The sequence below is a fragment of the Pseudomonas sp. JH-2 genome (assembly GCF_036231725.1).
In the GTDB taxonomy this organism is placed as follows: Bacteria; Pseudomonadota; Gammaproteobacteria; order Pseudomonadales; family Pseudomonadaceae; genus Pseudomonas; species Pseudomonas delhiensis.
Genome location: NZ_JAZAQP010000002.1, coordinates 168,843 through 193,099 on the forward strand (window position 1 = coordinate 168,843; position 24,257 = coordinate 193,099).

24 protein-coding genes are annotated in these 24,257 nt (G+C 66.0%); 21 read left to right on the forward strand and 3 right to left on the reverse strand.

The features are described from left to right. The first annotated feature begins 14 nt into the window (after positions 1–14). The 13 genes from VV867_RS02265 (at position 15) to VV867_RS02325 (ending at position 11,193) form a co-directional block, all read left to right on the forward strand. Positions 15–887 carry a ParB/RepB/Spo0J family partition protein gene (locus VV867_RS02265; RefSeq protein ID WP_109935332.1) on the forward strand — a complete coding sequence of 291 codons (873 nt, stop codon included), beginning with the start codon at positions 15–17 and terminating at the stop codon, positions 885–887. A gap of 149 nt (positions 888–1,036) precedes the next feature. Continuing rightward, complete coding sequence (locus tag VV867_RS02270; protein ID WP_109935331.1) at positions 1,037–1,444, forward strand: F0F1 ATP synthase subunit I; 408 nt, start codon at positions 1,037–1,039, stop codon at positions 1,442–1,444. Positions 1,445–1,460: 16 nt separating this feature from the next. Then, positions 1,461–2,330 (forward strand): F0F1 ATP synthase subunit A, encoded by an 870-nt coding sequence (gene atpB / locus VV867_RS02275; protein WP_109935330.1) that lies wholly within the window; start codon positions 1,461–1,463, stop codon positions 2,328–2,330. Between the two features lie 108 nt (positions 2,331–2,438). Then, complete coding sequence (atpE, locus tag VV867_RS02280; RefSeq protein WP_043256731.1) at positions 2,439–2,696, forward strand: F0F1 ATP synthase subunit C; 258 nt, start codon at positions 2,439–2,441, stop codon at positions 2,694–2,696. Between the two features lie 52 nt (positions 2,697–2,748). After that, positions 2,749–3,219 carry a F0F1 ATP synthase subunit B gene (locus VV867_RS02285; RefSeq protein ID WP_109935329.1) on the forward strand — a complete coding sequence of 157 codons (471 nt, stop codon included), beginning with the start codon at positions 2,749–2,751 and terminating at the stop codon, positions 3,217–3,219. Between the two features lie 11 nt (positions 3,220–3,230). Continuing rightward, on the forward strand, positions 3,231–3,767 hold the full coding sequence (locus VV867_RS02290) for a F0F1 ATP synthase subunit delta (RefSeq protein ID WP_109935328.1): 537 nt from the start codon (positions 3,231–3,233) through the stop codon (positions 3,765–3,767). 18 nt (positions 3,768–3,785) lie between these two features. Beyond that, the gene (gene atpA / locus VV867_RS02295) at positions 3,786–5,330 is read left to right on the forward strand and encodes a F0F1 ATP synthase subunit alpha (protein WP_109935327.1); all 1,545 of its coding nucleotides are present in this window, start codon (positions 3,786–3,788) and stop codon (positions 5,328–5,330) included. Between the two features lie 52 nt (positions 5,331–5,382). Further along, positions 5,383–6,243, forward strand: coding sequence for a F0F1 ATP synthase subunit gamma (gene atpG, locus VV867_RS02300; RefSeq protein WP_109935326.1), 861 nt, complete (start codon positions 5,383–5,385; stop codon positions 6,241–6,243). 30 nt (positions 6,244–6,273) lie between these two features. Continuing rightward, positions 6,274–7,650 carry a F0F1 ATP synthase subunit beta gene (gene atpD, locus VV867_RS02305; RefSeq protein WP_109935325.1) on the forward strand — a complete coding sequence of 459 codons (1,377 nt, stop codon included), beginning with the start codon at positions 6,274–6,276 and terminating at the stop codon, positions 7,648–7,650. A gap of 40 nt (positions 7,651–7,690) precedes the next feature. Continuing rightward, positions 7,691–8,116: a F0F1 ATP synthase subunit epsilon gene (locus VV867_RS02310; RefSeq protein ID WP_089392554.1), complete on the forward strand. Its 426-nt coding sequence runs from the start codon at positions 7,691–7,693 to the stop codon at positions 8,114–8,116. Between the two features lie 137 nt (positions 8,117–8,253). Next, complete coding sequence (glmU, locus tag VV867_RS02315) at positions 8,254–9,621, forward strand: bifunctional UDP-N-acetylglucosamine diphosphorylase/glucosamine-1-phosphate N-acetyltransferase GlmU (protein ID WP_328565529.1); 1,368 nt, start codon at positions 8,254–8,256, stop codon at positions 9,619–9,621. Between the two features lie 149 nt (positions 9,622–9,770). Further along, positions 9,771–10,364, forward strand: coding sequence for a MarC family protein (locus VV867_RS02320; RefSeq protein WP_089392552.1), 594 nt, complete (start codon positions 9,771–9,773; stop codon positions 10,362–10,364). A gap of 13 nt (positions 10,365–10,377) precedes the next feature. After that, a complete protein-coding gene (locus tag VV867_RS02325; protein WP_089392551.1) occupies positions 10,378–11,193 on the forward strand; it encodes an N-acetylmuramoyl-L-alanine amidase in 816 nt (271 codons plus the stop codon). Here the strand turns inward: VV867_RS02325 and VV867_RS02330 are convergent. Together VV867_RS02330 and algB are read right to left on the reverse strand one after the other, a co-directional pair. After that, on the reverse strand, positions 11,172–12,917 hold the full coding sequence (locus VV867_RS02330) for an ATP-binding protein (RefSeq protein WP_256595918.1): 1,746 nt from the start codon (positions 12,915–12,917) through the stop codon (positions 11,172–11,174). The two genes, VV867_RS02325 and VV867_RS02330, sit on opposite strands and share 22 nt — an antisense overlap. Before the next feature lie 38 nt (positions 12,918–12,955). Next, positions 12,956–14,302: a sigma-54-dependent response regulator transcription factor AlgB gene (gene algB / locus VV867_RS02335; protein ID WP_109935322.1), complete on the reverse strand. Its 1,347-nt coding sequence runs from the start codon at positions 14,300–14,302 to the stop codon at positions 12,956–12,958. Between the two features lie 349 nt (positions 14,303–14,651). Here algB and VV867_RS02340 point away from each other — a divergent pair, with 349 nt between their 5' ends. The 7 genes from VV867_RS02340 to VV867_RS02370 all read left to right on the forward strand — a co-directional run bounded on the left by VV867_RS02340 (position 14,652) and on the right by VV867_RS02370 (position 21,667). After that, positions 14,652–14,900: a hypothetical protein gene (locus VV867_RS02340; RefSeq protein WP_089392548.1), complete on the forward strand. Its 249-nt coding sequence runs from the start codon at positions 14,652–14,654 to the stop codon at positions 14,898–14,900. 40 nt (positions 14,901–14,940) lie between these two features. Next, a complete protein-coding gene (locus VV867_RS02345) occupies positions 14,941–15,102 on the forward strand; it encodes a DUF1328 domain-containing protein (protein ID WP_009614390.1) in 162 nt (53 codons plus the stop codon). Positions 15,103–15,864: 762 nt separating this feature from the next. Continuing rightward, on the forward strand, positions 15,865–17,199 hold the full coding sequence (gltP, locus tag VV867_RS02350) for a glutamate/aspartate:proton symporter GltP (protein ID WP_328565530.1): 1,335 nt from the start codon (positions 15,865–15,867) through the stop codon (positions 17,197–17,199). A 188-nt stretch (positions 17,200–17,387) separates the two neighbouring features. Continuing rightward, positions 17,388–18,617: a nucleoside recognition domain-containing protein gene (locus VV867_RS02355; RefSeq protein WP_109932460.1), complete on the forward strand. Its 1,230-nt coding sequence runs from the start codon at positions 17,388–17,390 to the stop codon at positions 18,615–18,617. Between the two features lie 188 nt (positions 18,618–18,805). Continuing rightward, complete coding sequence (locus VV867_RS02360) at positions 18,806–19,477, forward strand: serine protease (RefSeq protein ID WP_109932458.1); 672 nt, start codon at positions 18,806–18,808, stop codon at positions 19,475–19,477. 222 nt (positions 19,478–19,699) lie between these two features. After that, positions 19,700–20,992: an MFS transporter gene (locus VV867_RS02365; protein WP_275628158.1), complete on the forward strand. Its 1,293-nt coding sequence runs from the start codon at positions 19,700–19,702 to the stop codon at positions 20,990–20,992. Positions 20,993–21,115: 123 nt separating this feature from the next. Next, positions 21,116–21,667 (forward strand): GNAT family N-acetyltransferase, encoded by a 552-nt coding sequence (locus VV867_RS02370; protein ID WP_109932454.1) that lies wholly within the window; start codon positions 21,116–21,118, stop codon positions 21,665–21,667. A 3-nt stretch (positions 21,668–21,670) separates the two neighbouring features. Here VV867_RS02370 and VV867_RS02375 read toward each other — a convergent pair whose 3' ends face one another. Further along, positions 21,671–23,053: a M16 family metallopeptidase gene (locus tag VV867_RS02375; RefSeq protein ID WP_275628159.1), complete on the reverse strand. Its 1,383-nt coding sequence runs from the start codon at positions 23,051–23,053 to the stop codon at positions 21,671–21,673. Between the two features lie 188 nt (positions 23,054–23,241). On the opposite strand from VV867_RS02375, the gene VV867_RS02380 reads away from it, so the two are divergent. Beyond that, positions 23,242–24,201, forward strand: coding sequence for an NAD-dependent epimerase/dehydratase family protein (locus tag VV867_RS02380; RefSeq protein ID WP_275628160.1), 960 nt, complete (start codon positions 23,242–23,244; stop codon positions 24,199–24,201). Positions 24,202–24,257: the final 56 nt, after the last annotated feature.

A 24,257-nucleotide genomic window follows, 5' to 3' on the forward strand; every position in this document is an offset into this window, starting at 1 on the left:
ACTAAGGAACCCGCATGGCCGTTAAGAAACGAGGTCTCGGACGCGGGCTGGACGCCCTGCTCAGTGGCTCCAGCGCCGCCACCCTGCAGGAAGAGGCCGTCCAGGCGGACAGCAAGGAACTGCAGCACCTGCCGCTGGACCTGATCCAGCGCGGCAAGTACCAGCCGCGCCGCGACATGGACCCCCAGGCTCTGGAAGAGCTGGCGTTGTCCATCAAGGCCCAGGGGGTGATGCAGCCCATCGTGGTGCGCCCCCTCGACAAGGGCCGCTACGAGATCATTGCCGGCGAGCGCCGCTGGCGCGCCAGCCAGCAGGCCGGCCTGGACACCATCCCGGCACTGGTGCGCGAGGTACCGGACGAAGCCGCCATCGCCATGGCGCTGATCGAGAACATCCAGCGCGAGGACCTCAACCCCCTCGAGGAAGCCGTCGCGCTGCAACGCCTGCAGCAGGAGTTCCAGTTGACCCAGCAGCAGGTCGCCGACGCCGTCGGCAAGTCCCGCGTCAGCGTGGCCAACCTGCTGCGCCTGATCGCCCTGCCCGAGGAGATCAAGACGTTGCTCTCCCACGGCGACCTGGAGATGGGCCACGCCCGCGCACTGCTCGGCTTGCCCGAGGCGCGGCAGGTGGAAGGTGCGCGACATGTTGTCGCACGCGGCCTCACCGTGCGCCAGACCGAGGCACTGGTACGCCACTGGCTCAACGCCCCCAGCGAACCTGCCAAGGTGGTCAAGTCCGACCCCGACATCAGCCGCCTGGAACAGCGCCTGGCCGAGCGCCTGGGCGCTCCGGTGCAGATTCGCCATGGCCAGAAGGGCAAGGGGCAACTGGTGATCCGCTACAACTCGCTGGACGAGTTGCAAGGGGTTCTCGCCCACATTCGCTAAGACCATCGTCTGTGTAGCGATAGTCGGAAATCACTACCCGGCTGTTGAATGGGTATGCCCGGCCCCCTATACTCTGCGCGCAATTTTGTCGGCACAAAGTATGCCAAGTTGTTGATTTGCGAAGCCGACGCCAGAGGACTTTGAGACAGATGGAACCCCGCAAGCCGAACCGCCTGCCCTTCCATCGCCAACCGGCTTTACGCCTGTTGCTCGTCCAACTGGCCGTGGTGCTTCTGGGGGCTGGCGTCCTGTTTTTCACCCGGGGCGTGGTGGCCGGCTATTCTGGTCTGCTCGGCGGGCTGATCGCCTGGCTGCCGAACGTTTATTTCGCATACAAGGCGTTCCGCTACAGCGGGGCGCGCTCGGCTCAGATGATCGTCCGCTCCTTCTATGCGGGCGAGGCCGGGAAGCTGATTTTGACGGCAGTGCTCTTCGCATTGGCGTTCGCAGGCGTGAAGCCGCTGGAGCCCCTGGCTCTGTTCGGCCTCTACCTGTTGACCTTGATGGTCAGCTGGTGCGCACCCCTGCTGATGGGACACACATTTACAAGACCTTAGAGCGATTGAGGCAAACATGGCAGCAGAAAGCGCTTCGGGTTACATCCAGCACCACTTGCAGAACCTGACCTTCGGTCGTCTGCCGGAAGGTGGCTGGGGGTTCGCCCACACAGCCGAACAAGCCAAGGAAATGGGCTTCTGGGCATTCCACGTCGACACCCTGGGCTGGTCGGTATTCCTCGGCCTGGTGTTCATCCTGATCTTCCGCATGGCGGCCAAGAAGGCCACCAGCGGCATCCCGGGTGGCCTGCAGAACTTCGTCGAAGTGATGGTGGAGTTCGTCGACGGCAGCGTGAAGGACACCTTCCACGGGCGTAACCCGCTGATCGCGCCGCTGGCGCTGACGGTGTTCGTCTGGATCTTCCTGATGAACCTGATCGACCTGGTGCCGGTGGACTTCCTGCCGCTGGCCGCCGCGAAGATCACCGGCAACGAGCACCTGTTCTTCCGCGCCGTGGCCACCACCGACCCGAACGCCACCTTCGGCATGTCGATCGCGGTGTTCGCCCTGATCATCTTCTACAGCATCAAGGTCAAGGGCATCGGCGGCTTCCTCGGCGAGCTGACCCTGCACCCGTTCCACAGCAGCAACATCGTGGTGCAGATCATCCTGATCCCGGTGAACTTCCTGCTGGAGTTCGTCACCCTGATCGCCAAGCCGGTTTCCCTGGCCCTGCGTCTGTTCGGCAACATGTACGCCGGCGAGCTGATCTTCATCCTCATCGCCGTCATGTTCGGCTCCGGCATCCTCTGGCTGGGCGGCATGGGCGTGGTGCTGAACTGGGCGTGGGCGGTGTTCCACATCCTGATCATCACCCTGCAGGCCTTCATCTTCATGATGCTGACCATCGTCTACCTGTCGATGGCCCACGAAGACAGCCACTGATCCAAAGATTCTGACCGTCCCCCGCCACGTGGCGGGGGCGGAAAGGAAGTTTCACCACCTTAACTTGCTTCAAAACTTAACCAACACGACAGAAAGTCGGGAGGAAAAATGGAAACTGTAGTTGGACTCACTGCTATCGCCGTTGCTCTGCTGATCGGTCTTGGTGCCCTGGGTACCGCAATCGGTTTCGGCCTGCTGGGCGGTAAATTCCTGGAAGGCGCTGCCCGCCAGCCGGAAATGGTTCCGATGCTGCAGGTGAAAATGTTCATCGTCGCCGGTCTGCTCGACGCCGTGACCATGATCGGTGTTGGTATCGCACTGTTCTTCACCTTCGCTAACCCGTTCATTGCTCAGGTAGCCCACTAATTTCCGGCTTTCCGGAAATCCGTGACTGACAACGAACGAGCGAGGTGTTGGCGTGAACATTAATGCAACTCTGATCGGCCAGGCCATTGCGTTCGCCATCTTCGTCATCTTCTGCATGAAGTTCGTATGGCCGCCGGTCATCGCGGCTCTGCACGAGCGTCAGAAGAAGATCGCCGACGGCCTGGACGCAGCCAACCGTGCGGCTCGTGACCTGGAACTGGCCCACGAGAAAGCGGGCCAGCAACTGCGCGAGGCCAAGGCTCAGGCGGCCGAAATCATCGAGCAGGCGAAGAAAAGCGCCAATCAGATCGTTGATGAAGCCCGTGACCAGGCCCGTGCCGAAGGCGATCGCATGATCGCCCAGGCCAAGGCTCAAATCGAACAGGAGCTGAACAGCGTCAAGGACGCCTTGCGTGCCCAAGTGGGTGCCCTGGCCGTGTCCGGCGCCGAGAAGATCCTGGGTGCTTCGATCGATGCCAACGCGCAAAAGCAGCTGGTTGATCAACTGGCCGCCGAGATCTAAGCGAGGGCGATATGGCAGAACTGACCACGTTGGCTCGTCCTTACGCGAAGGCGGCTTTCGAGTACGCCCAGGCTCATCAGCAATTGGCCGATTGGTCCGCTGCTCTGGGTGTGCTGGCTGCAGTGTCGCTGGACGACACCGTGCGCCAGCTGCTCAAAGAGCCTCAGCTGACCGCAGCGGCGAAAGCTGAAGCCCTGATCGACGTTTGTGGCGACAAGCTCAATGCTCCGGCCCAGAACTTCGTCCGGACTGTGGCTGAAAACAAGCGGCTCGACCTGCTGCCGACCATCGCTGAGATGTACGAGCAGCTGAAGGCCGAGCAGGAAAAGCTGGTCGAGGTCGAAGTCGTGAGCGCCTTCGCCCTGGACCAACAACAGCAGGACAAACTCGCCAAGGCTCTCAGCGCCCGGCTCAGTCGCGAAGTGCGACTCCATGCGTCGGAAGACGCGAGCCTGATCGGCGGCGTGGTGATCCGCGCCGGTGACTTGGTAATCGATGGCTCGGTGCGCGGCAAGATCGCGAAACTGGCTGAAGCGTTGAAATCTTGAGTTTGAAGGGGCAGCGGCATGCAGCAACTCAATCCTTCCGAAATTAGTGAAATCATCAAGGGGCGCATCGAGAAACTCGATGTAGCCTCGCAAGCGCGCAACGAAGGCACCATCGTTTCTGTTTCCGATGGCATCGTGCGCATCTTCGGTCTGGCCGACGTCATGTACGGCGAGATGATCGAATTCCCGGGCGGCGTCTACGGTATGGCGCTGAACCTGGAGCAAGACTCCGTCGGCGCCGTGGTACTGGGTGAATACCAGGACCTCAAAGAAGGCATGAATGCCAAGTGCACCGGCCGCATCCTGGAAGTTCCGGTTGGTCCGGAACTGCTGGGCCGCGTGGTCGACGCCCTGGGCAACCCGATCGACGGCAAAGGCCCGATCGATGCCAAGCTGACCGACGCCGTCGAGAAAGTGGCACCGGGCGTGATCTGGCGTAAGTCGGTAGACCAGCCGGTACAGAGCGGCTACAAGTCGGTCGATGCCATGATCCCGGTAGGCCGTGGCCAGCGCGAGCTGATCATCGGCGACCGTCAGATCGGCAAGACCGCCCTGGCCGTCGACGCCATCATCAACCAGAAGGACAGCGGCATCCGCTGCGTCTACGTAGCCATCGGTCAGAAGCAATCGACCATCGCCAACGTCGTACGCAAGCTGGAAGAGAACGGTGCCCTGGCCAACACCATCGTGGTCGTTGCCAGCGCCTCCGAATCCGCTGCCCTGCAGTACCTGGCGCCGTATTCCGGCTGCACCATGGGCGAATACTTCCGCGACCGCGGTGAAGACGCCCTGATCGTGTACGACGACCTGTCCAAGCAGGCCGTTGCCTACCGCCAGATCTCCCTGCTGCTGCGCCGTCCGCCGGGCCGTGAAGCCTACCCGGGCGACGTGTTCTATCTCCACAGCCGCCTGCTGGAGCGCGCTTCCCGTGTTTCCGAGGAATACGTCGAGAAGTTCACCAATGGCGCCGTGACTGGCAAGACCGGTTCCCTGACCGCCCTGCCGATCATCGAAACCCAGGCTGGTGACGTTTCCGCGTTCGTTCCGACCAACGTGATCTCCATCACCGACGGTCAGATCTTCCTGGAAACCTCGATGTTCAACTCGGGTATCCGTCCGGCCGTCAACGCCGGTATCTCGGTATCCCGTGTGGGCGGCGCGGCCCAGACCAAGATCATCAAGAAGCTCTCCGGCGGCATCCGTACCGCACTGGCGCAGTACCGCGAACTCGCGGCCTTCGCCCAGTTCGCTTCCGACCTGGACGACGCCACCCGCAAGCAGCTCGAGCACGGTCAGCGCGTTACCGAGCTGATGAAGCAGAAGCAGTACGCGCCGATGTCCATCGCCGAGATGTCGCTGTCCCTGTACGCCGCCGAGCGTGGCTTCCTGCAGGACGTCGAGATCGCCAAAGTGGGCGCCTTCGAACAGGCGTTGATCGCTTACTTCCAGCGTGAGCACGCCGCTCTGCTGGCGAAGATCAACGAGAAGGGTGACTTCAACGACGAAATCGATGCGGGCATCAAGGCCGGTATCGAGAAGTTCAAGGCCACCCAAACCTGGTAAGCCGCAGCGGGGGCCGGTAACGGCCCCCGCCTGCTAACCCGATAGGTGTGAAATGGCAGGCGCAAAAGAGATTCGCAGCAAGATTGCGAGCATCAAAAGCACGCAGAAAATCACCAATGCCATGGAAAAGGTGGCGGTGAGCAAGATGCGCAAGGCACAAATGCGCATGGCGGCCGGCCGTCCCTACGCGGAGCGCATTCGCCAGGTGATCGGCCATCTGGCCAACGCCAACCCGGAGTACCGTCACCCGTTCATGATCGAGCGCCCCGTCAAGCGCGTCGGTTACATCGTGGTGAGCTCCGATCGCGGCCTGGCCGGCGGCCTGAACATCAACCTGTTCAAGGCGCTCGTCAAGGACATGTCCGTCCAGCGTGAAGTTGGTGCGGAGATCGACCTGTGCGTGATCGGTGCCAAGGGCGCATCCTTCTTCAAGAGCTATGGCGGCAACGTGGTCGCTGCCATCAGCCACCTGGGCGAAGAGCCGTCGATCAACGATCTGATCGGCAGCGTCAAGGTCATGCTGGATGCCTACCTGGACGGGCGTATCGATCGCCTGTACGTGGTTTCCAACAAGTTCGTCAACACCATGACCCAGAAGCCGACCGTGGAACAGATGGTTCCGCTGGTGGCCGAGGACAACGAAGCCCTGAAACACCATTGGGACTACCTCTACGAGCCCGACGCCAAGGCCCTGCTCGACGGCCTGCTGGTGCGCTACGTGGAATCCCAGGTGTACCAGGCGGTGGTTGAGAACAACGCCTGTGAGCAGGCGGCCCGGATGATTGCAATGAAGAACGCTACCGACAACGCCGGTGACCTGATCAGCGAACTGCAGCTGGTCTACAACAAGGCGCGTCAGGCGGCGATCACCCAGGAAATCTCGGAAATCGTCGGCGGCGCTGCCGCGGTGTAAGAACAGGTTCAAAATTCAGAGGAACCAGACATGAGTAGCGGACGTATCGTTCAAATCATCGGCGCCGTGATCGACGTGGAATTCCCGCGCGATGCCGTGCCGAGCATCTACGAGGCCCTGAAGGTTCAGGGCGTCGAAACCACCCTGGAAGTCCAGCAGCAGCTGGGCGACGGCGTGGTCCGTTCCATTGCGATGGGTTCCACCGAAGGCCTCAAGCGTGGCCTGAACGTGGAAAGCACCGGCGCAGCCATCTCCGTCCCGGTCGGCAAGGCCACCCTGGGCCGCATCATGGACGTCCTGGGCAACCCGATCGACGAAGCCGGCCCCATCGGCGAGGAAGAGCGCTGGGGTATCCACCGCGAGGCTCCCTCCTACGCTGACCAGGCTGGCGGCAACGAGCTGCTGGAAACCGGCATCAAGGTGATCGACCTGGTCTGCCCGTTCGCCAAGGGCGGCAAGGTAGGCCTGTTCGGTGGCGCCGGCGTCGGCAAGACCGTGAACATGATGGAGCTGATCCGCAACATCGCCATCGAGCACAGCGGTTATTCCGTGTTCGCCGGTGTGGGCGAGCGTACCCGTGAGGGCAACGACTTCTACCACGAGATGAAGGACTCCAACGTTCTCGACAAGGTAGCCCTGGTCTACGGCCAGATGAACGAGCCGCCGGGCAACCGTCTGCGCGTGGCGCTGACCGGCCTGACCATGGCCGAGAAGTTCCGTGACGAAGGCCGTGACGTACTGCTGTTCATCGACAACATCTACCGTTACACCCTCGCCGGTACCGAAGTATCCGCACTGCTGGGCCGTATGCCGTCCGCAGTGGGTTACCAGCCGACCCTGGCCGAAGAGATGGGCGTGCTGCAAGAGCGCATCACCTCCACCAAGCAAGGCTCGATCACCTCGATCCAGGCCGTCTACGTTCCCGCGGACGACCTGACCGACCCGAGCCCGGCGACCACCTTCGCCCACCTCGACGCCACCGTGGTACTGTCCCGTGACATCGCCTCGCTGGGTATCTACCCGGCCGTGGACCCGCTGGACTCCACCTCCCGTCAGCTGGACCCGCTGGTCATCGGCCAGGATCACTACGACACCGCTCGTGGCGTGCAGTACATCCTGCAGCGCTACAAGGAGCTGAAGGACATCATCGCGATCCTCGGCATGGACGAACTGTCCGAGTCCGACAAGCTGCTGGTGGCCCGTGCTCGTAAGATCCAGCGCTTCCTGTCCCAGCCGTTCTTCGTGGCGGAAGTCTTCACCGGTTCCCCGGGCAAGTACGTCTCCCTGAAGGACACCATCGCTGGCTTCAAAGGCATCCTCAACGGCGACTACGACCACCTGCCGGAGCAGGCGTTCTACATGGTCGGCGGCATCGAAGAAGCCATCGAGAAAGCGAAGAAGCTGTAATCCGTGCGCCCGGCAACGGGCGCTTACGTGAGGCAAGGGTATGGCTATTACTGTCCACTGCGACATCGTCAGCGCCGAAGCGGAGATCTTCTCCGGTCTGGTCGAGCTGGTCGTCGCGCACGGCTCCCTCGGCGATCTGGGTATCGCCCCGGGCCATGCGCCGCTGATCACCGAGCTCAAGCCGGGTCCGATCCGCGTGGTCAAGCAGGGTGGCGAGCAGGAGGTGTACTACATCTCCGGCGGCTTCCTCGAAGTACAGCCGAACATGGTGAAGGTCCTGGCCGACACCGTGATCCGTGCGGGCGACCTCGACGAAGCGGCCGCTCAGACCGCGCTGAAGGAAGCTGAGAAGGCTCTGCACGCCAAAGGTGCCGAGTTCGACTACAGCTCCGCTGCAGCCCGCCTGGCCGAAGCCGCAGCGCAACTGCGCACGGTCCAGCAGGTTCGCAAGAAGTTCGGCGGCTGAGCCGGCTCGCAACGGCCGCGGCCCTCGGGATCGGCGACGAATCCGGGGCCGAGGCTTTAGCGACCTAGGGGAAAAGGGTAGCCTTGGCTACCCTTTTTCTTTTTCTACATCCAGCGTTACCAGGACGGTCCAACTTCATGTCCCTCGAAATCGTCATCCTCGCCGCCGGCCAGGGCACGCGCATGCGTTCGGCCCTGCCGAAAGTCCTCCATCCGGTCGCCGGCAAACCCATGCTGGCCCACGTGATCGATACCGCGCGGGGCCTGTCGCCCAAGCGTATCCATGTGGTGATCGGCCATGGCGCCGAACGGGTGCGCGAACGCCTGCAGGCCGATGACCTGAATTTCGTGGTCCAGGAACAACAGCTGGGCACCGGCCACGCCGTGGCCCAGGCCGCGCCCTACCTGAGCGCCGATCGTGTGCTGATCCTCTACGGCGACGTGCCGCTGATCGAGCTGCCGACCCTCGAGCGCCTGCTGCAGCAGGTCAGCGCCGAGCAGTTGGCGCTGCTCACCGTGGAGCTGAACGACCCCACCGGCTACGGCCGGATCATCCGCGGCCAGGACGGTGAGGTGAAGGCCATCGTCGAGCAGAAGGACGCAAGCCTCGAGCAGCGTGCCATCCGCGAGGGCAACACCGGCATCCTCTGCGTGCCGCGCCAGCGCCTGGAGGGCTGGCTGGGCCGGCTGTCCAACGCCAACGCCCAGGGCGAGTACTACCTCACCGACGTCATCGCCATGGCGGTGGCCGACGGCCTGCGCGTGGCCACCGCGCAACCCCAGGCAGCCATGGAAGTGCAGGGCGCCAACGACCGCCTGCAGCTGGCCGAGCTGGAGCGCTACTACCAGCTGCGCATCGCCCGCCGCCTGATGGCCCTGGGCGTGACCCTGCTGGACCCGGCGCGCTTCGACGTGCGCGGCGAGGTCAACGTTGGCCGCGACGTGCTCATCGACGTCAACGTGGTGCTGGAAGGCCGCGTGGACATCGAGGACGACGTGCAGATCGGCCCGAACTGCACCATCCGCAACAGCGTCCTGCGCCGTGGCGCCATCATCAAGGCCAACAGCCACCTGGAAGGCGCCGACGTCGGCCCCGGCAGCGACGTCGGCCCGTTCGCCCGCCTGCGCCCCGGCAGCGTGCTGGAAAGCCAGGTGCATGTGGGTAACTTCGTCGAGCTGAAGAACGCCCACCTGCACGAAGGCGTGAAGGTCGGCCACCTGACCTACCTGGGCGACAGCGAGGTCGGTGCGCGCACCAACATCGGCGCCGGCACCATCACCTGCAACTATGATGGCGCCAACAAATGGCGCACGGTGATCGGCGAAGACGTCTTCATCGGCTCCAACAACTCCCTGGTGGCGCCTGTGGATATCGGCACCGGCGCCACGACCGGCGCGGGTTCCACCATCACCGCCGAGGTCCCGGCGCAGACCCTAGCGGTCGGCCGCGCCAAGCAGCGGGTGATCGAGGGCTGGAAGCGCCCGGAGAAGATCAAGAAGTCCTGACGGCCTGTGGATAAGACTTCGTCCACAGCGAACGGGCGCCTGCCGTGAAGTTATGCACAGGCGCCCGCGGCCGCAGCGTCCCCGGCTGAACGATCCACAGGGACGGCTTTTCACCCGGCGCCCGGGCGCCGGTTCCTGCCCCTGGAGTTATCCACATGCTCGGCGTCGCCATCCTGATCTTCCTGATCACCGACCCCTTCGGCAACATCGCGGTGTTCCTCGCCGCCCTCAAGTCGGTACCGGCCGAACGCCGGCTCAAGGTGGCGCTGCGCGAGCTGCTGTTTGCCCTCGGCCTGCTGCTGTTGTTCCTCACCCTGGGCGAGCACATCCTCACCGGCCTGGGGCTGTCGAAGGAAGCCACCGGCATCGCCGGCGGCATCATCCTCTTCGTGGTCGCCATGCGCCTGATCTTCCCCACGCCCCAGGGCGTGCTCGGCGACATGCCCGACAGCGAGCCGCTGCTGGTGCCCCTGGCCACCCCGGCGGTGGCGGGCCCCTCGGCGCTGGCCATGCTGATCACCCTGCGTACCACCTACACTGGTCCGCTATGGGAGCTGTACCTGGCGGTGATCCTGGCCTGGGCCGCCACCGCGCTGATCCTGCTGCAGGCCTCGTTCCTGCAGCGCTTCCTCGGCCCGCGCGGGCTCACCGCCGTGGAGCGCCTGGCCGGCATGCTGCTGATCATGCTCAGCGTCAACATGCTGCTGCAGAACCTGCGCAGCGTGCTGCACATCGTCGGATGACCGTGGAGCCACCATGCGCCACCTGTGCCTGATGTTCGCCACCCTGCTGCTGGCCGCCTGCGCCGGCCGCGGCGGCCTGGAGATAGACCGCGAGCACCCCTCGCGCAACCAGGACAGCCGTGTCCAGTACATCATCATCCACTACACCTCGGCGGACCTGCCGCGCTCGCTGCAACTGCTGACCCGCGGCGAGGTCAGCGCCCACTACCTGATCGGCGCCGACCCGCCGACCATCTACCAACTGGTGGACGAGAACCGCCGCGCCTGGCACGCCGGGCAGAGCGAGTGGCAGGGCCGCACCTGGCTGAACTCCACCTCGATCGGCATCGAACTGGTCAACCCCGGCTACGTCGACGGCCCCAACGGCCGCACCTGGGTACCTTATCCACAGGGGCAGATAGACGCGCTCATCCTGCTGCTGAAAGACATCGTCAAGCGCCAGGGCATCACTGCCGAGCACATCCTCGGGCACAGCGACATCGCCCCCCAGCGCAAGGTCGACCCGGGCCCGGCCTTCCCCTGGAAGCGCCTGGCCGACGCCGGCCTGATCCCCTGGCCGCAGCCGGGCGACCTGGCGCGCCGCCTGGCCGAGCTGAACGGCCAACTGCCGGCGCCCGGCTGGTTCCAGCAGCAACTGGCGCGGCATGGCTACGCGGTGCCGCTCGACGGCCAGCTGGACGAGGCGACGCGCAACGTCATCGCCGCCTTCCAGATGCGCTACCGGCCGGCGCGCTTCGACGGCGAGCCGGACCTGGAGACCGCCGCGCTGCTGCTGGCGGTGCCCACCTCCATGGCCGCGCCGGCCGCTCAGACCGGCAGCAGCATGTAGATGCGCGTGCCCTGGCCGGGCTGCGAGCGCACGCCGATGCGCCCACCGTGCAGCTGCACGATCTCCTTGCACAGGGCCAGGCCGAGGCCGGCGCCGCCGGCGCGCCGGCCGACCTGCACGAAGGGCTCGAAGATGCGCGCCTGCTGGCTGTAGGCGATGCCCTCGCCGGAGTCCTCCACCGCCAGCATCACCCGTTGGCCCTGGCGCTGGGCGAGCAACTGCACGCTGCCGCCCCGCGGGGTATGGCGCAGGGCGTTGCCGATCAGGTTGTCCAGTGCCCGCTCCAGGCGCAGTTGGTCGACATCCAGCACCGGCAGCTGGTCCTCCATCACTATCCCCAGGCCGATGTCATGGGCCTGGGCGCGGGCGAGAAAGCGCTGGCGCGCCTGCTCCAGCAGCTCGCCGACCGAGCAGGGGCGGCGGTCGAGCTTCTGCTGGCCGTCCTGGTAGCGGGAGAAGTTCAGCAGGTCGTCGATCAGCCGCACCAGGCGCTGCATTTCCTCGTCCACGGTATCGGCCAGCTCGCGCTCGCGGCTGCCCTCGGGCAGCGCCAGGCGTTCGCGCAGCAGGGCGAAGGCCATGTGCAGGCCGGTGACCGGGGTGCGCAGCTCGTGGGAGGCGCGCAGGACGAATTCGCTGCGTACCCGCTCGAAGGCGCGCAGGTCGGTGACGTCGCGCAGCACCAGCACCGCGCCCATGTTGCGCCCGTCGTCGTGGGTGACCGGGGCCAGGGTCCAGGCCAGCAGGCGGTTCTCGCCGCCGATCTCGACCTGCAGGTCCTGGGGCGTATCGCCCATCGACTCGCCCTGCAGCACCAGGCCGGCGGCCTGCAGCAGCTCCTGGTTGTCGATCAGTTCGCCGAGCAGTTGGCCATGGGGGTCGCTCTGGGAGAACAGCTGGCGGCTGGCCACCGGGTTGGCGTGCTCGATGCGGCTGCGCCGGTCGAGGATCACCAGGCCGTCGTCGATGCTGTCGAGCACCGCCTGCAGGCGCTTCTGCCCGGCCAGTACCGCCTCGATGTTGGTCGCCTTGTACTCGGCCAGGGCCTGGGCCATGAGGCCGAAACGCCGGCTCAGCGAGGCCATCTCGGCCTCCCGCGAGACCGGCAGGCTGACCTCGAAGTCACCCTTGCCGATGTGGTCGGCAGCCTGCGCCAGGGCCTCGATGGGGGCGCCGAAACGGCGGGCGATGCCGTGGGCGGTGACGAAGCCGATGACCAGGATGGCCACCCCCACCAGCCCCAGCAGGCTGGCGATCAGCCAGGCGTGCAGGCGCGAGCTGCGCTCCGCGTCGCTGATGGTCTGGATGGCATGGCTGTGCAGCGCCAGCAGGTACTGGTGCAGGGCGGTGAAGGAGCGGCTGAAGTCGCTTTCCACCACCAGGCTCCAGCGGCTGCTGCCGGAGGAGCTGACCTGGCCCTGGAACTCCTGGTTGGCCTGGTCGATGCGCTCGTAGAGGGTGCGTTCGACGTCGTTGGCAGCCCTCGCCCGGCCTTCGGCGAGGTAGTGGTCGAACTGCCCGCGCAGCACCACCAGGCGCTGCGCATCGGGGCTGTCGCTGAGCAACTGGGCCAGTTGGTCGTCCAGGGACTGGCGCAACTGCTGGCTGCTGGCGATGGTGGCGAAGTTGTGCGAGATCAGCCGCTCCTGCTCGCGGCCCATCAGCATCACGCTGAACACCCCCAGCAGCAGGCCGATCAGGGCCAGGGTGATCAGCGCGGACATGCTCAGGAACATCCGCGAACGCAGCGTCGGCGCGCGTTTCACAGGTTGTACTGCTTGCGCTTGCGGTACAGGGTGGAGGCGTCGATGCCGAGGATCTTCGCCGCCTGGTCGAGGGTCGGGGCGCTGGCCATCACCGAAGCGATGTGGGCCTTCTCCAGCGCCTCCAGGCTCAGCGCCTCGCCGACCCGCGGCACGGCGGCGCCGGCCTGCTCGCCGAGCCCCAGGTGTCCGGGCTCCACCAGTTCCTGGTTGCAGATGATGCTGGCCCGCTCGATCACGTTGCGCAGCTCGCGCACGTTGCCCGGCCAGGGGTACTGCCGCAGCAGCTCGGCCGAGGCCGGGCTGAAGCCACGGGCCGGGCGCCCGTAGTCCTTGACGAAGCGGGCGAGGAAGCGCTCGGCCAGGTCCTGGATGTCCTCGGCGCGTTCGCGCAGTGGCGGCAGGTTGAGGACGATGACGTTGAGGCGGTAGAGCAGGTCCTCGCGGAACGCCCCCTGGGCCACCATGCCGGCCAGGTCGCGGTTGGTGGCGGCGAGGATGCGCACGTCGGCGCGGCGCGTCACCGGGTCGCCGACGCGCTCGTATTCCTTGTCCTGGATGAAGCGCAGCAGCTTGGCCTGCAAGGGCAGGGGGAAGTCGCCGATCTCGTCGAGGAACAGGGTACCGCCGTCGGCCTGGCTGATCCGCCCCTGGGTGCTCTCGCTGGCGCCGGTGAAGGCCCCGCGGTTGTGGCCGAACAGCTCGCTTTCCATCAGCTCGGCGTTGAGCGACGGGCAGTTGATGGTCACGCAGGATTTCTTCGCGCGCTTGCTCCAGCCGTGGATGGCGCGCGCCAGCTCGCCCTTGCCGGAGCCGGATTCGCCGAGGATGAGGATGTTGGCGTCGGTGGCGGCCACCTGGCGCGCGGTCTCCAGCACCGCGGTCATCGCCGGGCTGTGGGATTCCAGTTGCTCGGCCTGGCTGGCCTGGGCGCCTTCGAGGGCTTCCAGGCGCGCGGTGAGCTGGCGCACCTCCAATTGCTTGGCCGCGGCCAGGCGCAATTGCTCGGGGCTGCAGGGCTTGACCAGGTAGTCGGCGGCGCCGGCCTGCATGGCGTCCACCGCGGTGTCCACGGCGGAATGCGCGGTGACTATCACCACCCGCATCCAGGGCGCCTGCAGGCGCATCTGGGCGAGCAGGTCGAGGCCGTTGTCCTCGCCCAGGCGCAGGTCGAGGAAGCACAGGTCGAAGACCTGGCGTTGCAGCAGGGCTTCGGCCTGGGCGGCGCTGGCCGCGGTGGCCACGCTGTAGCCCTGGTCCTCCAGGCAATAGCGGAAGGTGCGCAGGATGGCGGGTTCGTCGTCGACCAGCAGTATTCGGCCAAGCGTCTCCGGAGTGGGGTCCATTCGGGATGCCTCGTAGTGGGAAATACCTTTCGCGTATGCGTCTTTTAGTCCAGGAAATTTCTTGCAAGTTGCAATGAAAATTAGACGCCTCTCTCAAGAATGTCGGACCTGAGCGAAGGAAAGCGGGTGGGAGGGGCGGCGAACTGCCGTTTTCCGTGCAAAACGCATGGCCGGAACGGGCCCGTCGTGCAGGATGCGCGCTGCCCGTTGCCATTCGTTTTCTACAACTATCTGTTTTTCAAGGAATTACCTCCGACCCTCGACCTGGCACGGGGCATGCGAGACATCCGGCGGGAGGCCCGGTGCACCCGCACCGGCCGATCACCAGTCCTTCGGGAGGAGCACGACGATGAACGCTGATGGAGCCAAGGGGGATTCGCTGGGACGGCTGCTGTTGCTGGCCGTCGCCGTGGTCGTACTGCTGGACCGTTGGTATCCGGTCGCTCCGCAGCCTTCCGCCGTGCCGGTGCAGGAACCTGTGTCCAGCGCTTTCCTCAGACAGCCGTCCAGGCTGCAGGACGAACGAATGGCCATCACGGAAGAGGCCGCCAGCGCCACGCTGGTCCGCCAGACCTCGCGTGCGAGCTGGGTGTTCTGAGGCGCCAGCACCGCCTTTCGCCATAAAGAGGAGACATTCCATGCTGAGCTGGGCTCTGACTTTCCTGATCATCGCCATCATCGCCGGGGTCCTCGGCTTCGGTGGCATCGCCGGCGCCGCGACCAGTATCGCCAAGATTCTCTTCGTGCTGTTCCTGGTGCTCTTCGTCATTTCCTTCTTCGTCGGGCGGCGCCGTGGCTGACAAGGCCGGTCCGAACGGGTACTGAAATCCGCGCCGGCAATGGCGCATGACCAGGGGGGCCGGGGGTGCCTCCGATGAGGGTTGGGTGTGGGGCTGTGAGGGGGCGCTTCCGATGGCTTGGATATGGAGCTTGAAGAGCCCCTCTCCCTAACCCTCTCCCTGAAGGGAGAGGGGACCGCTCGGAGCGCGTGGGCATTCTTGAGTCAGCCGGCAACACCGAAGGTTTCCGGCTGAAACCATCACTTCTCTCGGCACGGACTAGCCCCCTCTCCCTTCAGGGAGAGGGCTGGGGAGAGGGGCTCTTGAACCAAGCCCGAGAACCCCAGGCAAGCCTCCACCTCCAACTTCCCTGATATCAATCAACCCCGACCCACCCCCCTGGCCCTCTAAAATATCCCCGCCGCGCCTGGTCACCCGGACGACCATCCATCGCGAACTACAGGCCTCCGCGCCTGCGTCACGGCAGCGCACCCGCGGCAGGGAAAGCGAATGCCTCCCCGAGCCTCGCTTTCCACCCAAAGGGTTCGAAAAAAGCGGCCATCACGGCTTTCAGCCTCTATCCCATGCAAAAAAGCAATGGCCCAGGGGCCTGGAACACCCGTTCCATTTGCCTTTTGCCATGCCGATTGCGCATGGGGTAGCCGTTTCCGGCATTAGACGCGAAGGAGGGGCGTGGGAATCATGCGCCCTTTTTTCGCCCGCCCCGGCCAACCCGGCGGTGGGCGGACCCCGACTTCCACAAGAACCAAGGGTGAACACACTATGGGCAAAGCCAAGCTCAGCCTCGCCTGGCAGATCGTCATCGGTCTTGTACTGGGCATAGCCATGGGTGCCGTGCTGAACCACTTCAGCGCGGAGAAGGCCTGGTGGATCAGCAACATCCTGCAGCCGGCGGGCGACATCTTCATCCGCCTGATCAAGATGATCGTGGTACCGATCGTCATCTCCTCGCTGATCGTTGGCATCGCCGGCATGGGCGATGCCAAGAAGCTCGGGCGCATCGGCCTGAAGACCATCGTCTACTTCGAGATCATCACCACGGTGGCCATCGTCGTCGGCCTGGTGCTGGCCAACCTGTTCCAGCCCGGCGCCGGCATCGACATGAGCACCCTGGGCACGGTGGACATCTCCAGGTACGCGCAGACCGCCAAGGAAGTGGAACACCACCACGCGTTCATCGAAACCATCCTCAACCTGATCCCGTCGAACATTTTCGCCGCCATGGCCCGCGGCGAGATGCTGCCGATCATCTTCTTCTCGGTGCTGTTCGGCCTGGGCCTGTCCTCGTTGCCGGCGCCCACCCGCGAGCCACTGGTGAAGATGTTCCAGGGCGTGGCCGAGGCCATGTTCCGCGTCACCCACATGATCATGCTCTACGCGCCGGTCGGCGTGTTCGCGCTGATCGCCGTGACCGTGGCCAGCTTCGGCTTCGCCTCGCTGCTGCCGCTGGCCAAGCTGGTGCTGCTGGTGTACTTCGCCATCGCCTTCTTCGCCTTCATGGTGCTGGGCCTGGTGGCGCGGCTGTTCGGCTTCTCGATCATCAAGCTGATGCGCATCTTCAAGGACGAGCTGGTGCTGGCCTATTCCACCGCCAGTTCCGAGACCGTGCTGCCGCGCATCATCGAGAAGATGGAAGCCTACGGCGCGCCCAAGGCGGTGAGCAGCTTCGTGGTGCCCACCGGCTACTCCTTCAACCTCGACGGCTCGACCCTCTACCAGAGCATCGCGGCGATCTTCATCGCCCAGCTCTACGGCATCGACCTGTCCATCGGCCAGCAACTGATGCTGGTGCTGACGCTGATGGTCACCTCCAAGGGCATCGCCGGCGTGCCGGGCGTGTCCTTCGTGGTCCTGCTGGCCACCCTGGGCAGCGTCGGCATCCCCCTGGAAGGCCTGGCCTTCATCGCCGGCGTCGACCGCATCATGGACATGGCGCGCACCGCGCTGAACGTCATCGGCAACGCCCTGGCGGTGCTGGTGATCTCCAGGTGGGAAGGCATCTACGACGGCAAGCAGGGCGCGCTCTACTGGCAGGCGGTGGAACAGGGCCGCGGCGAGGAGCTGCTGAGCGACGCCCGGCAGAGCACTGCGCACTAACTCTGCGCCGCCCCTGTAGGAGCGAGCTTGCTCGCGAACCCGCCCCGCCGCGGAGCCGTTCGCGAGCAAGCTCGCTCCTACGAAAAGCCGTACCAGCAAGGCCCCGGCAATGTCCGGGGCCTTGGCGTTTCTGGCCCCGGCGCGCCCGCGCCGCTATCATCGCGGCCAACGTCCTTGGGGGGATACTCATGCTCAACGGCCTCTGGCTCGGCTTTTTCCTGGTCGCGGCGGTCACCGCGCTGTCGCGCTGGCTGCTTGGCGGCGATGCCGGGGTGTTCGCCGCCATGGTCGAGAGCCTGTTCGCCATGGCCAAGCTGTCGGTGGAGGTCATGGTCCTGCTGTTCGGCACCCTGACGCTCTGGCTGGGCTTCCTGCGCATCGCCGAGAAGGCCGGCCTGGTGGAGCGCCTGGCGTGGCTGCTGGGGCCGCTGTTCCGCCGGCTGATGCCCGAGGTGCCGGCCGGCCACCCGGCGATCGGCCTGATCACCCTGAACTTCGCCGCCAACGGCCTGGGCCTGGACAACGCCGCCACCCCCATCGGCCTCAAGGCGATGAAGGCGCTGCAGGAACTCAACCCCAGCAGCACCACGGCGAGCAACGCGCAGATCCTCTTCCTGGTGCTCAACGCCTCCTCGCTGACGCTGCTGCCGGTGACCATCTTCATGTACCGCGCGCAGCAGGGCGCGGCCGACCCCACCCTGGTGTTCCTGCCGATCCTCCTGGCCACCAGCGCCTCGACCCTGGTCGGCCTGCTCTCGGTGGCGCTGGTGCAGCGCCTGCGCCTGTGGGACCCGGTCGTGCTCGCCTACCTGGTCCCCGGCGCGCTCGGCCTGGGTGCCTTCATGGCGCTGCTCGCCGGGCTTTCCGCCACCGCGCTGGCGCAGCTCTCCTCGCTATTGGGCAACCTCACGCTGTTCGGCCTGATCGTGCTGTTCCTGGTGCTCGGCTGGCTGAAGAAGGTGCCGGTCTACGAAACCTTCGTCGAAGGCGCCAAGGAAGGCTTCGACGTGGCGAAGAACCTGCTGCCCTACCTGGTGGCGATGCTTTGCGCCGTCGGCGTGCTGCGGGCCTCCGGGGCCCTGGAGCTGGTGCTGGACGGCATCCGCTGGACGGTGCTGCAGCTGGGCTGGGACACCCGTTTCGTCGACGCCCTGCCCACCGCGCTGGTCAAGCCGTTCTCCGGCAGCGCGGCGCGCGCCATGCTGCTGGAGACCATGCAGAGCCAGGGCGTGGACAGCTTCGCCGCGCGCCTGGCGGCCACCGTGCAGGGCAGCACCGAGACCACCTTCTACGTGCTGGCGGTGTACTTCGGCTCGGTGGGTATCCAGCGCGCCCGCCACGCCGTGGGCTGCGCCCTGCTGGCGGACCTGGCCGGGGTGCTGGCGTCGATCGGGGTGTGCTACTGGTTCTTCGGCTGAGCGGCCGCGCAATTAATAAAACCGGAAAATATTTGAATATCCTTATTCTTCTGAAAGTTCTTTCAGAAACAATTGGGTAATTGAATTTTTAATTGGGCTGTTTCGCGAATCAATACGGTTAATTTTCCATAAGAACTTTCCATTGATCGAATTTAGATTTTCCTCAAACAAAATTAAGGAAAATCGCAATGAGAGGGAAAGTTAGCTGTATTGCGCTGTGCGCCCTGCTGGCCGGCTGCAATGGCTGGGTGAAGCCGGAGGCCGATGGCCAGCTCAATTCGAACTATTTCACGGTACTGTCCGGCCTGCCGGCGCCGGGCCTGATGGTGGCTTCGGCGGTGCAGTGGAATGCCGACTACGCGGTGACCGCGGCCCACGTGCCCTACCTGTCGGGCCTGGCCTATTCCTGCAGCACCCGCTGCGACCTGGTATTCATCCGCCGCAAGGCGTCCGGGCCGCTGCCCCACTGGCGCGCGCCGCGCAACGGCGAGGCGGTGACGGCGCTGGGCAGCAGCAGCCTGCTGGTGCCGGTGAGCTCCCGCGGGCGGGTGTGGCCGGTGCCCTACCGCAACCTCAGGGAGCCCAACCAGGAGCTGTACGGCATCCATGACGCGGCACTGGCCCAGGGCATGTCCGGCGGGCCGCTGGTGGGGGCCGACGGCAGCGTGCTGGGCATGAACATCGGCTACCAGGCCACCGGCTGGGGTGGCGTGCAGCACCCGGGGCTCAAGGGCGCCAAGCGTGTCAGCGTGTTCGTGCCCTACGCGGTGATCGAGCGCGAATGGCAGCTGTTCCAGGCCAGGCTGGCGCGGGAACGGGAGGCGGCGGCGGGGCGTCGGTTGCAGGCGAGCAATCCCTAGCCGGGGGTGATGCCCGCCATGCCTGTCTATTTTTTGGGATTTTTCCGACGAGCTGTCGCGAAGCTTTCACTAGCCTTTCAAACCCTTGAAATTCGGGCCTTTCAGCCATTTTTCATTTGATCTCGGGCAAGTTTTACACATAGGGTTACAAATATCTTCCCGGCCGCTGCCTGCCTCCTCGCGTCCCGGGAAGGCCCCGTGATCGTTTGAAATGGTGTTCCCATGGCTTCCAAGAATTCCAAGGCCAAGGCCGTGTTCCGCGTGGTCAGCGGCAACTTCCTCGAGATGTACGACTTCATGGTGTATGGCTTCTACGCCACCGCCATCGCCAAGACCTTCTTCCCCGGCGACGACCCCTTCGCCTCGCTGATGCTGTCGCTGGCCACCTTCGGCGCCGGCTTCCTGATGCGCCCGCTGGGGGCGATCTTCCTCGGCGCCTACATCGACCGCCATGGCCGCCGCCAGGGCCTGATCATCACCCTGGCGCTGATGGCCATGGGTACCCTGCTGATCGCCTTCGTCCCCGGCTACTCCACCCTCGGTGCGCTGGCGCCGGCGCTGGTGCTGGTCGGCCGCCTGCTGCAGGGCTTCTCCGCCGGGGTCGAGCTGGGCGGCGTGTCGGTGTACCTGGCGGAGATCGCCACGCCCGGCAAGCGCGGCTTCTTCGTCAGTTGGCAGTCGGCTAGCCAGCAGGTGGCGGTGGTCTTCGCCGGGCTGCTGGGGGTGATCCTCAACCACTGGCTGAGCCCCGAGCAGATGGGCGAATGGGGCTGGCGCGTGCCCTTCTTCGTCGGCTGCATGATAGTCCCGGCGCTGTTCGTCATCCGCCGCTCCCTGGAGGAGACCGAAGCCTTCCAGCAGCGCAAGCACCGCCCGCGCCTGGGCGAGGTGCTGCGCTCCATAGGGCAGAACTTCGGCCTGGTGCTGGCCGGCACCGCCATGGTGGTGATGACCACCGTGTCCTTCTACCTGATCACCGCCTACACCCCGACCTTCGGCAGGAACGAGCTGCACCTGTCGGACTTCGACGCCTTGCTGGTGACCATGTGCATCGGCCTGTCGAACTTCTTCTGGCTGCCGGTGATGGGCGCGCTGTCCGACCGCGTCGGCCGCCGCCCGCTGCTCATCGCTGCCACCGTGCTGGCGCTGCTGACCGCCTACCCGACGCTGTCCTGGCTGGTGGCCGAGCCCAGCTTCGCCCGCCTGCTGACGGTGGAGCTGTGGCTGTCGTTCATCTACGGCAGCTACAACGGCGCCATGGTGGTGGCGCTGACCGAGGTGATGCCGGCGGACGTGCGCACCACCGGCTTCTCCCTGGCCTACAGCCTGGCCACCGCCACCTTCGGCGGCTTCACCCCGGCGGCCTGCACCTGGCTCATCCACGCCCTGGACAACAAGGCCGCCCCCGGCCTGTGGCTGAGCGGCGCGGCGCTGCTGGGCCTGGTCGCCACCCTGGTGCTGTTCCGCCGCCGCGGCCGCGCGGCCTCCTCGGGCGGTGCGCTGGCCGGCGCCTGAAGGCCTGCGGCGGTTTGCCACTGGCCAACCCCGGCCGGCCTTGACCTCGATCAAGGGTGGCCGGGGGCGGGCGGAGAAGGATAGGTCAATGACATTTCCTTCTTCTCCCCTGGAGACAACGCCATGCCCACCCCCCTGCACCAGCAAGCCGCGGCGCTCGCCGCCGGCGGCCATGATCACTGGATCGAGACCCTCGACGACGGCAGCCACGTGCTGATCCGCCCGCTGCGCGCCGAAGACCGCGAGCTGGAGCGGACCTTCCTCGAACGCCTGTCGCCGATGACCCGCAAGCTGCGTTTCCACGGCGAAGTGAAGATCAGCGACGCCCTGCTCGACAGCCTGATGGACGTGGACTACCAGGACAACATGGCTTTCGTCGCCCTGGTGCATGACGACGGCGAACTGCGCGAAGTCGGCATCAGCCGCTATGCCAAGGTGGACGACAACCAGTGCGAATGCGCCCTGACCACCGCCGACGACTGGAAGCGCCGGGGCCTGGGCAAGGCGCTGATGCGCCACCTGATCGACGTGGCGCGGCGCAATGGCTTCGCCCAGATGTACAGCATCGACCAGGCCATCGACCGTGACATGCGCGACCTCGCCGTCGAACTGGGCTTCCGCGCCCTGCGCGACCCGGACGACGCCACCCGGGTGATCCGCCGCCTGGCGCTGTAAGGCTCAGCCGTTGCGTCGGCGGCGCCAGAGCAACAGCGCCGCCGGCGGCAGCAGCACCAGCAGCACCGCGCCGCCGCCCAGCGGGTAGGCCATGTCGTCGTCGAGCAGCGGTTTCTCGATGCGCAGGTAGCCGTCGTCCTTGAACAGCTGGCGCGCCGTGTCGCTGGCCAGCTTCAGGCTGACCTTGGCCAGGCGCCGGTCCTCGTTGGGGAACTGGCTGCCGTCGTAGTCGCCCAGCGCGCCCCAGTAGTAGTCGGCGAGGCTGGCGTTGCTCGGCGTGCTCCAGGCCAGCTGCGCCCGCTGCACGCGCTGGATGCGGGCGAAGCGCTGGGCGTCCAGGCCGTGCTGGCGGATGTTTTCCACCACCTCGCCCAGGGCCTTCAGGGTGGCCTCCTGGTCCTCCCGGGCGATGTCCGCGTTGAGGCTGAGGAAGCCCTGGTTGGCGTAGGACGTGCGCTCGCTCCAGGGCCCGTAGGACAGCTCGCGGTGTACCCGCAAGTCGGCATAGAGGGCGTCGCTCAGGTAGGCCTGCAACAGGTCGAGGGCGGCGCCGTCGGCTTCGGCCGGCTCGGGGAAGATCCAGTGCACCACCGCGCCCTCGCCGAACAACCCGCTGTTCAGCGTTCGTTGGCGTGCCGCCGGGCCCTGCATTTCCGGCAGTTCGCGGCGTTCCGGCGTGGCCCGGTCGGGCAGGCTGCCGAAGGTGCGGCTGAGGTAGGCGGGCAGGCGCGGGTCGAGGTCGCCGACCACGATCAGCGTCATGTTGGCCGGCACGTACCAGTCGCTGCGCAGCTTCTCCAGCTGGGCCTGGGTCAGGTGCGCCACCTGCGGGCGCTCGGCGCAGGCCAGGCCGAGCTCCACGGCGAGCTGCTCCTGGCCCGGGCGGCTGATGTTCTGGTGGTCGAGGAAGCGCTGCAGGTGCGAGTAGTGGCCGCCATCCTCGCGGATCAGCACCTGCTTGGTGGCTTCCACCCGGGCCTTGTCCAACTGCGTGCGGGTGAGCACTTCCAGCAGCAGGTCGAGCACCTGGCGCTGGGTGGCCGCCGGCGCCTCGATGACGAAGGTGGTGTCGCCCTCGCTGGTGTAGGCGTTCCACTGGCCGCCCAGGGCCTGCATGCGCGCCTCCAGGTCGGCCTCGTCGCCGCCGTCCAGGCCGCTGAAGAACAGGTGCTCCAGCAGGTGCGGCAACTGCCGGTCATGGCAGCTGAAATCGGAAAAGCCGACGCCCACCACCAGGCGGATGGACACCGAGCCGCGCTGGCTGGTCGGCTTGAACAGCACGCCCATGCCGTTCTGCAGCTGGTAGCCCTCCACCGTCGAACGCGAATCGGCGAACGACCAGCCGCCGCCGAGCAGGAAGAGGAGGGGGAGGAACAACCAACGCATGGGCCAGGCCTGGAAAAGCAAAGCCAGGAGAATAGCGGATTGCCGCCGATCCACCTACCCATGGGCGGCACCCGTGGCGACGGGCTGCGACCTGCGCAGGCCCGGTCTATCATCAGGCGTGGCACCCGGGGCCACTACTGGCCTTTCGCTGGCATGCCCCCTCATCGCCCATTGCGGAGGCCGTACGCATGCGCGTCCTGATCACCGGCGCGGCCGGCCACATCGGCCAGAACCTGCTCAACGAACTGGCGATCCAGCACCGCGACTGGACGCTGGTGGCCGCCGACGTGCGCAGCCTGCCGGCGCAGCACCTGCGGCCGAACGTCGAGCCGGTGCAACTGGACATCGGCCACCCCCGGCAGGTGCGCGACTGCGTGCGGCAGTGGCGCCCGCAGGCCATCGTGCACCTGGCCTCGGTGGTCAACCCGCCGCCGCAGATGTCCGCCACCCGCCTGCACACCATCGAGGTCGGCGGCAGCCGCGCGCTGTTCGAGGCGGCGGTGGAGCACGACGTGCGCCAGCTGGTGGTGGCCAGTTCCGCCGCGGCCTACGGCTTCCACCCGGACAACGCCGAGCTGATCGACGAGAACCACCCCCTGCGCGGCCAGTCGCAGTTCCCCTACGCCCGCCACAAGCACGAGATCGAGCAACTGCTGGCCGGCCTGCGGCAGAGTTGTCCACAGCTGCGCCAGCTGGTCCTGCGCCCCGGCACCATCCTCGGCCGGGGTGTGCACAACCCGGTCACCGACCTGTTCATGGGGCGCTCGGTGCTGGGGATAAGTGGGCGCTGCAGCCGCTTCGTGTTCATCTGGGACCAGGACGTGGTGAACATCATCCGCCAGGGCCTGGAACGCGGCAGCGAGGGCATCTACAACCTGGCCGGCGACGGCGCGCTGAGCCTGCGCGAGATCGCCGGACTGCTGCGCAAGCCCTACCGCGCCCTGCCGGCGCCGCTGCTGCGCAGTGCGCTGGCGCTGCTGCGGCCGGTGGGGCTGGCGCCCTTCGGCCCGGAACAGGTGGACTTCATGCGCTACCGGCCGGTGCTGGACAACGCCCGGCTGAAGCGGGAGTTCGGCTACCAGCCGCGGTATTCCAGCCGCGAGGCGTTCCTGGCCTTCGTCGCGGCGCGGGGGTTGGGGGCGGGGTAGGGGGCGCAAGCTCGCGCCGGACTGGCTTTTCGTAGGAGCGAGCTTGCTCGCGAACA

What these genes read in the sequence shown, in the direction of transcription:
- VV867_RS02265 (WP_109935332.1), top strand. Translation starts at nt 15, where the DNA reads ATGGCCGTTAAGAAACGAGGTCTCGGACGCGGGCTGGACGCCCTGCTC.
- VV867_RS02270 (WP_109935331.1), top strand. Translation starts at nt 1,037, where the DNA reads ATGGAACCCCGCAAGCCGAACCGCCTGCCCTTCCATCGCCAACCGGCT.
- atpB (WP_109935330.1), top strand. Translation starts at nt 1,461, where the DNA reads ATGGCAGCAGAAAGCGCTTCGGGTTACATCCAGCACCACTTGCAGAAC.
- atpE (WP_043256731.1), top strand. Translation starts at nt 2,439, where the DNA reads ATGGAAACTGTAGTTGGACTCACTGCTATCGCCGTTGCTCTGCTGATC.
- VV867_RS02290 (WP_109935328.1), top strand. Translation starts at nt 3,231, where the DNA reads ATGGCAGAACTGACCACGTTGGCTCGTCCTTACGCGAAGGCGGCTTTC.
- atpA (WP_109935327.1), top strand. Translation starts at nt 3,786, where the DNA reads ATGCAGCAACTCAATCCTTCCGAAATTAGTGAAATCATCAAGGGGCGC.
- atpG (WP_109935326.1), top strand. Translation starts at nt 5,383, where the DNA reads ATGGCAGGCGCAAAAGAGATTCGCAGCAAGATTGCGAGCATCAAAAGC.
- atpD (WP_109935325.1), top strand. Translation starts at nt 6,274, where the DNA reads ATGAGTAGCGGACGTATCGTTCAAATCATCGGCGCCGTGATCGACGTG.
- VV867_RS02310 (WP_089392554.1), top strand. Translation starts at nt 7,691, where the DNA reads ATGGCTATTACTGTCCACTGCGACATCGTCAGCGCCGAAGCGGAGATC.
- glmU (WP_328565529.1), top strand. Translation starts at nt 8,254, where the DNA reads ATGTCCCTCGAAATCGTCATCCTCGCCGCCGGCCAGGGCACGCGCATG.
- VV867_RS02325 (WP_089392551.1), top strand. Translation starts at nt 10,378, where the DNA reads ATGCGCCACCTGTGCCTGATGTTCGCCACCCTGCTGCTGGCCGCCTGC.
- VV867_RS02330 (WP_256595918.1), bottom strand. Translation starts at nt 12,917, where the DNA reads ATGTCCGCGCTGATCACCCTGGCCCTGATCGGCCTGCTGCTGGGGGTG.
- algB (WP_109935322.1), bottom strand. Translation starts at nt 14,302, where the DNA reads ATGGACCCCACTCCGGAGACGCTTGGCCGAATACTGCTGGTCGACGAC.
- VV867_RS02340 (WP_089392548.1), top strand. Translation starts at nt 14,652, where the DNA reads ATGAACGCTGATGGAGCCAAGGGGGATTCGCTGGGACGGCTGCTGTTG.
- VV867_RS02345 (WP_009614390.1), top strand. Translation starts at nt 14,941, where the DNA reads ATGCTGAGCTGGGCTCTGACTTTCCTGATCATCGCCATCATCGCCGGG.
- gltP (WP_328565530.1), top strand. Translation starts at nt 15,865, where the DNA reads ATGGGCAAAGCCAAGCTCAGCCTCGCCTGGCAGATCGTCATCGGTCTT.
- VV867_RS02355 (WP_109932460.1), top strand. Translation starts at nt 17,388, where the DNA reads ATGCTCAACGGCCTCTGGCTCGGCTTTTTCCTGGTCGCGGCGGTCACC.
- VV867_RS02360 (WP_109932458.1), top strand. Translation starts at nt 18,806, where the DNA reads ATGAGAGGGAAAGTTAGCTGTATTGCGCTGTGCGCCCTGCTGGCCGGC.
- VV867_RS02365 (WP_275628158.1), top strand. Translation starts at nt 19,700, where the DNA reads ATGGCTTCCAAGAATTCCAAGGCCAAGGCCGTGTTCCGCGTGGTCAGC.
- VV867_RS02370 (WP_109932454.1), top strand. Translation starts at nt 21,116, where the DNA reads ATGCCCACCCCCCTGCACCAGCAAGCCGCGGCGCTCGCCGCCGGCGGC.
- VV867_RS02375 (WP_275628159.1), bottom strand. Translation starts at nt 23,053, where the DNA reads ATGCGTTGGTTGTTCCTCCCCCTCCTCTTCCTGCTCGGCGGCGGCTGG.
- VV867_RS02380 (WP_275628160.1), top strand. Translation starts at nt 23,242, where the DNA reads ATGCGCGTCCTGATCACCGGCGCGGCCGGCCACATCGGCCAGAACCTG.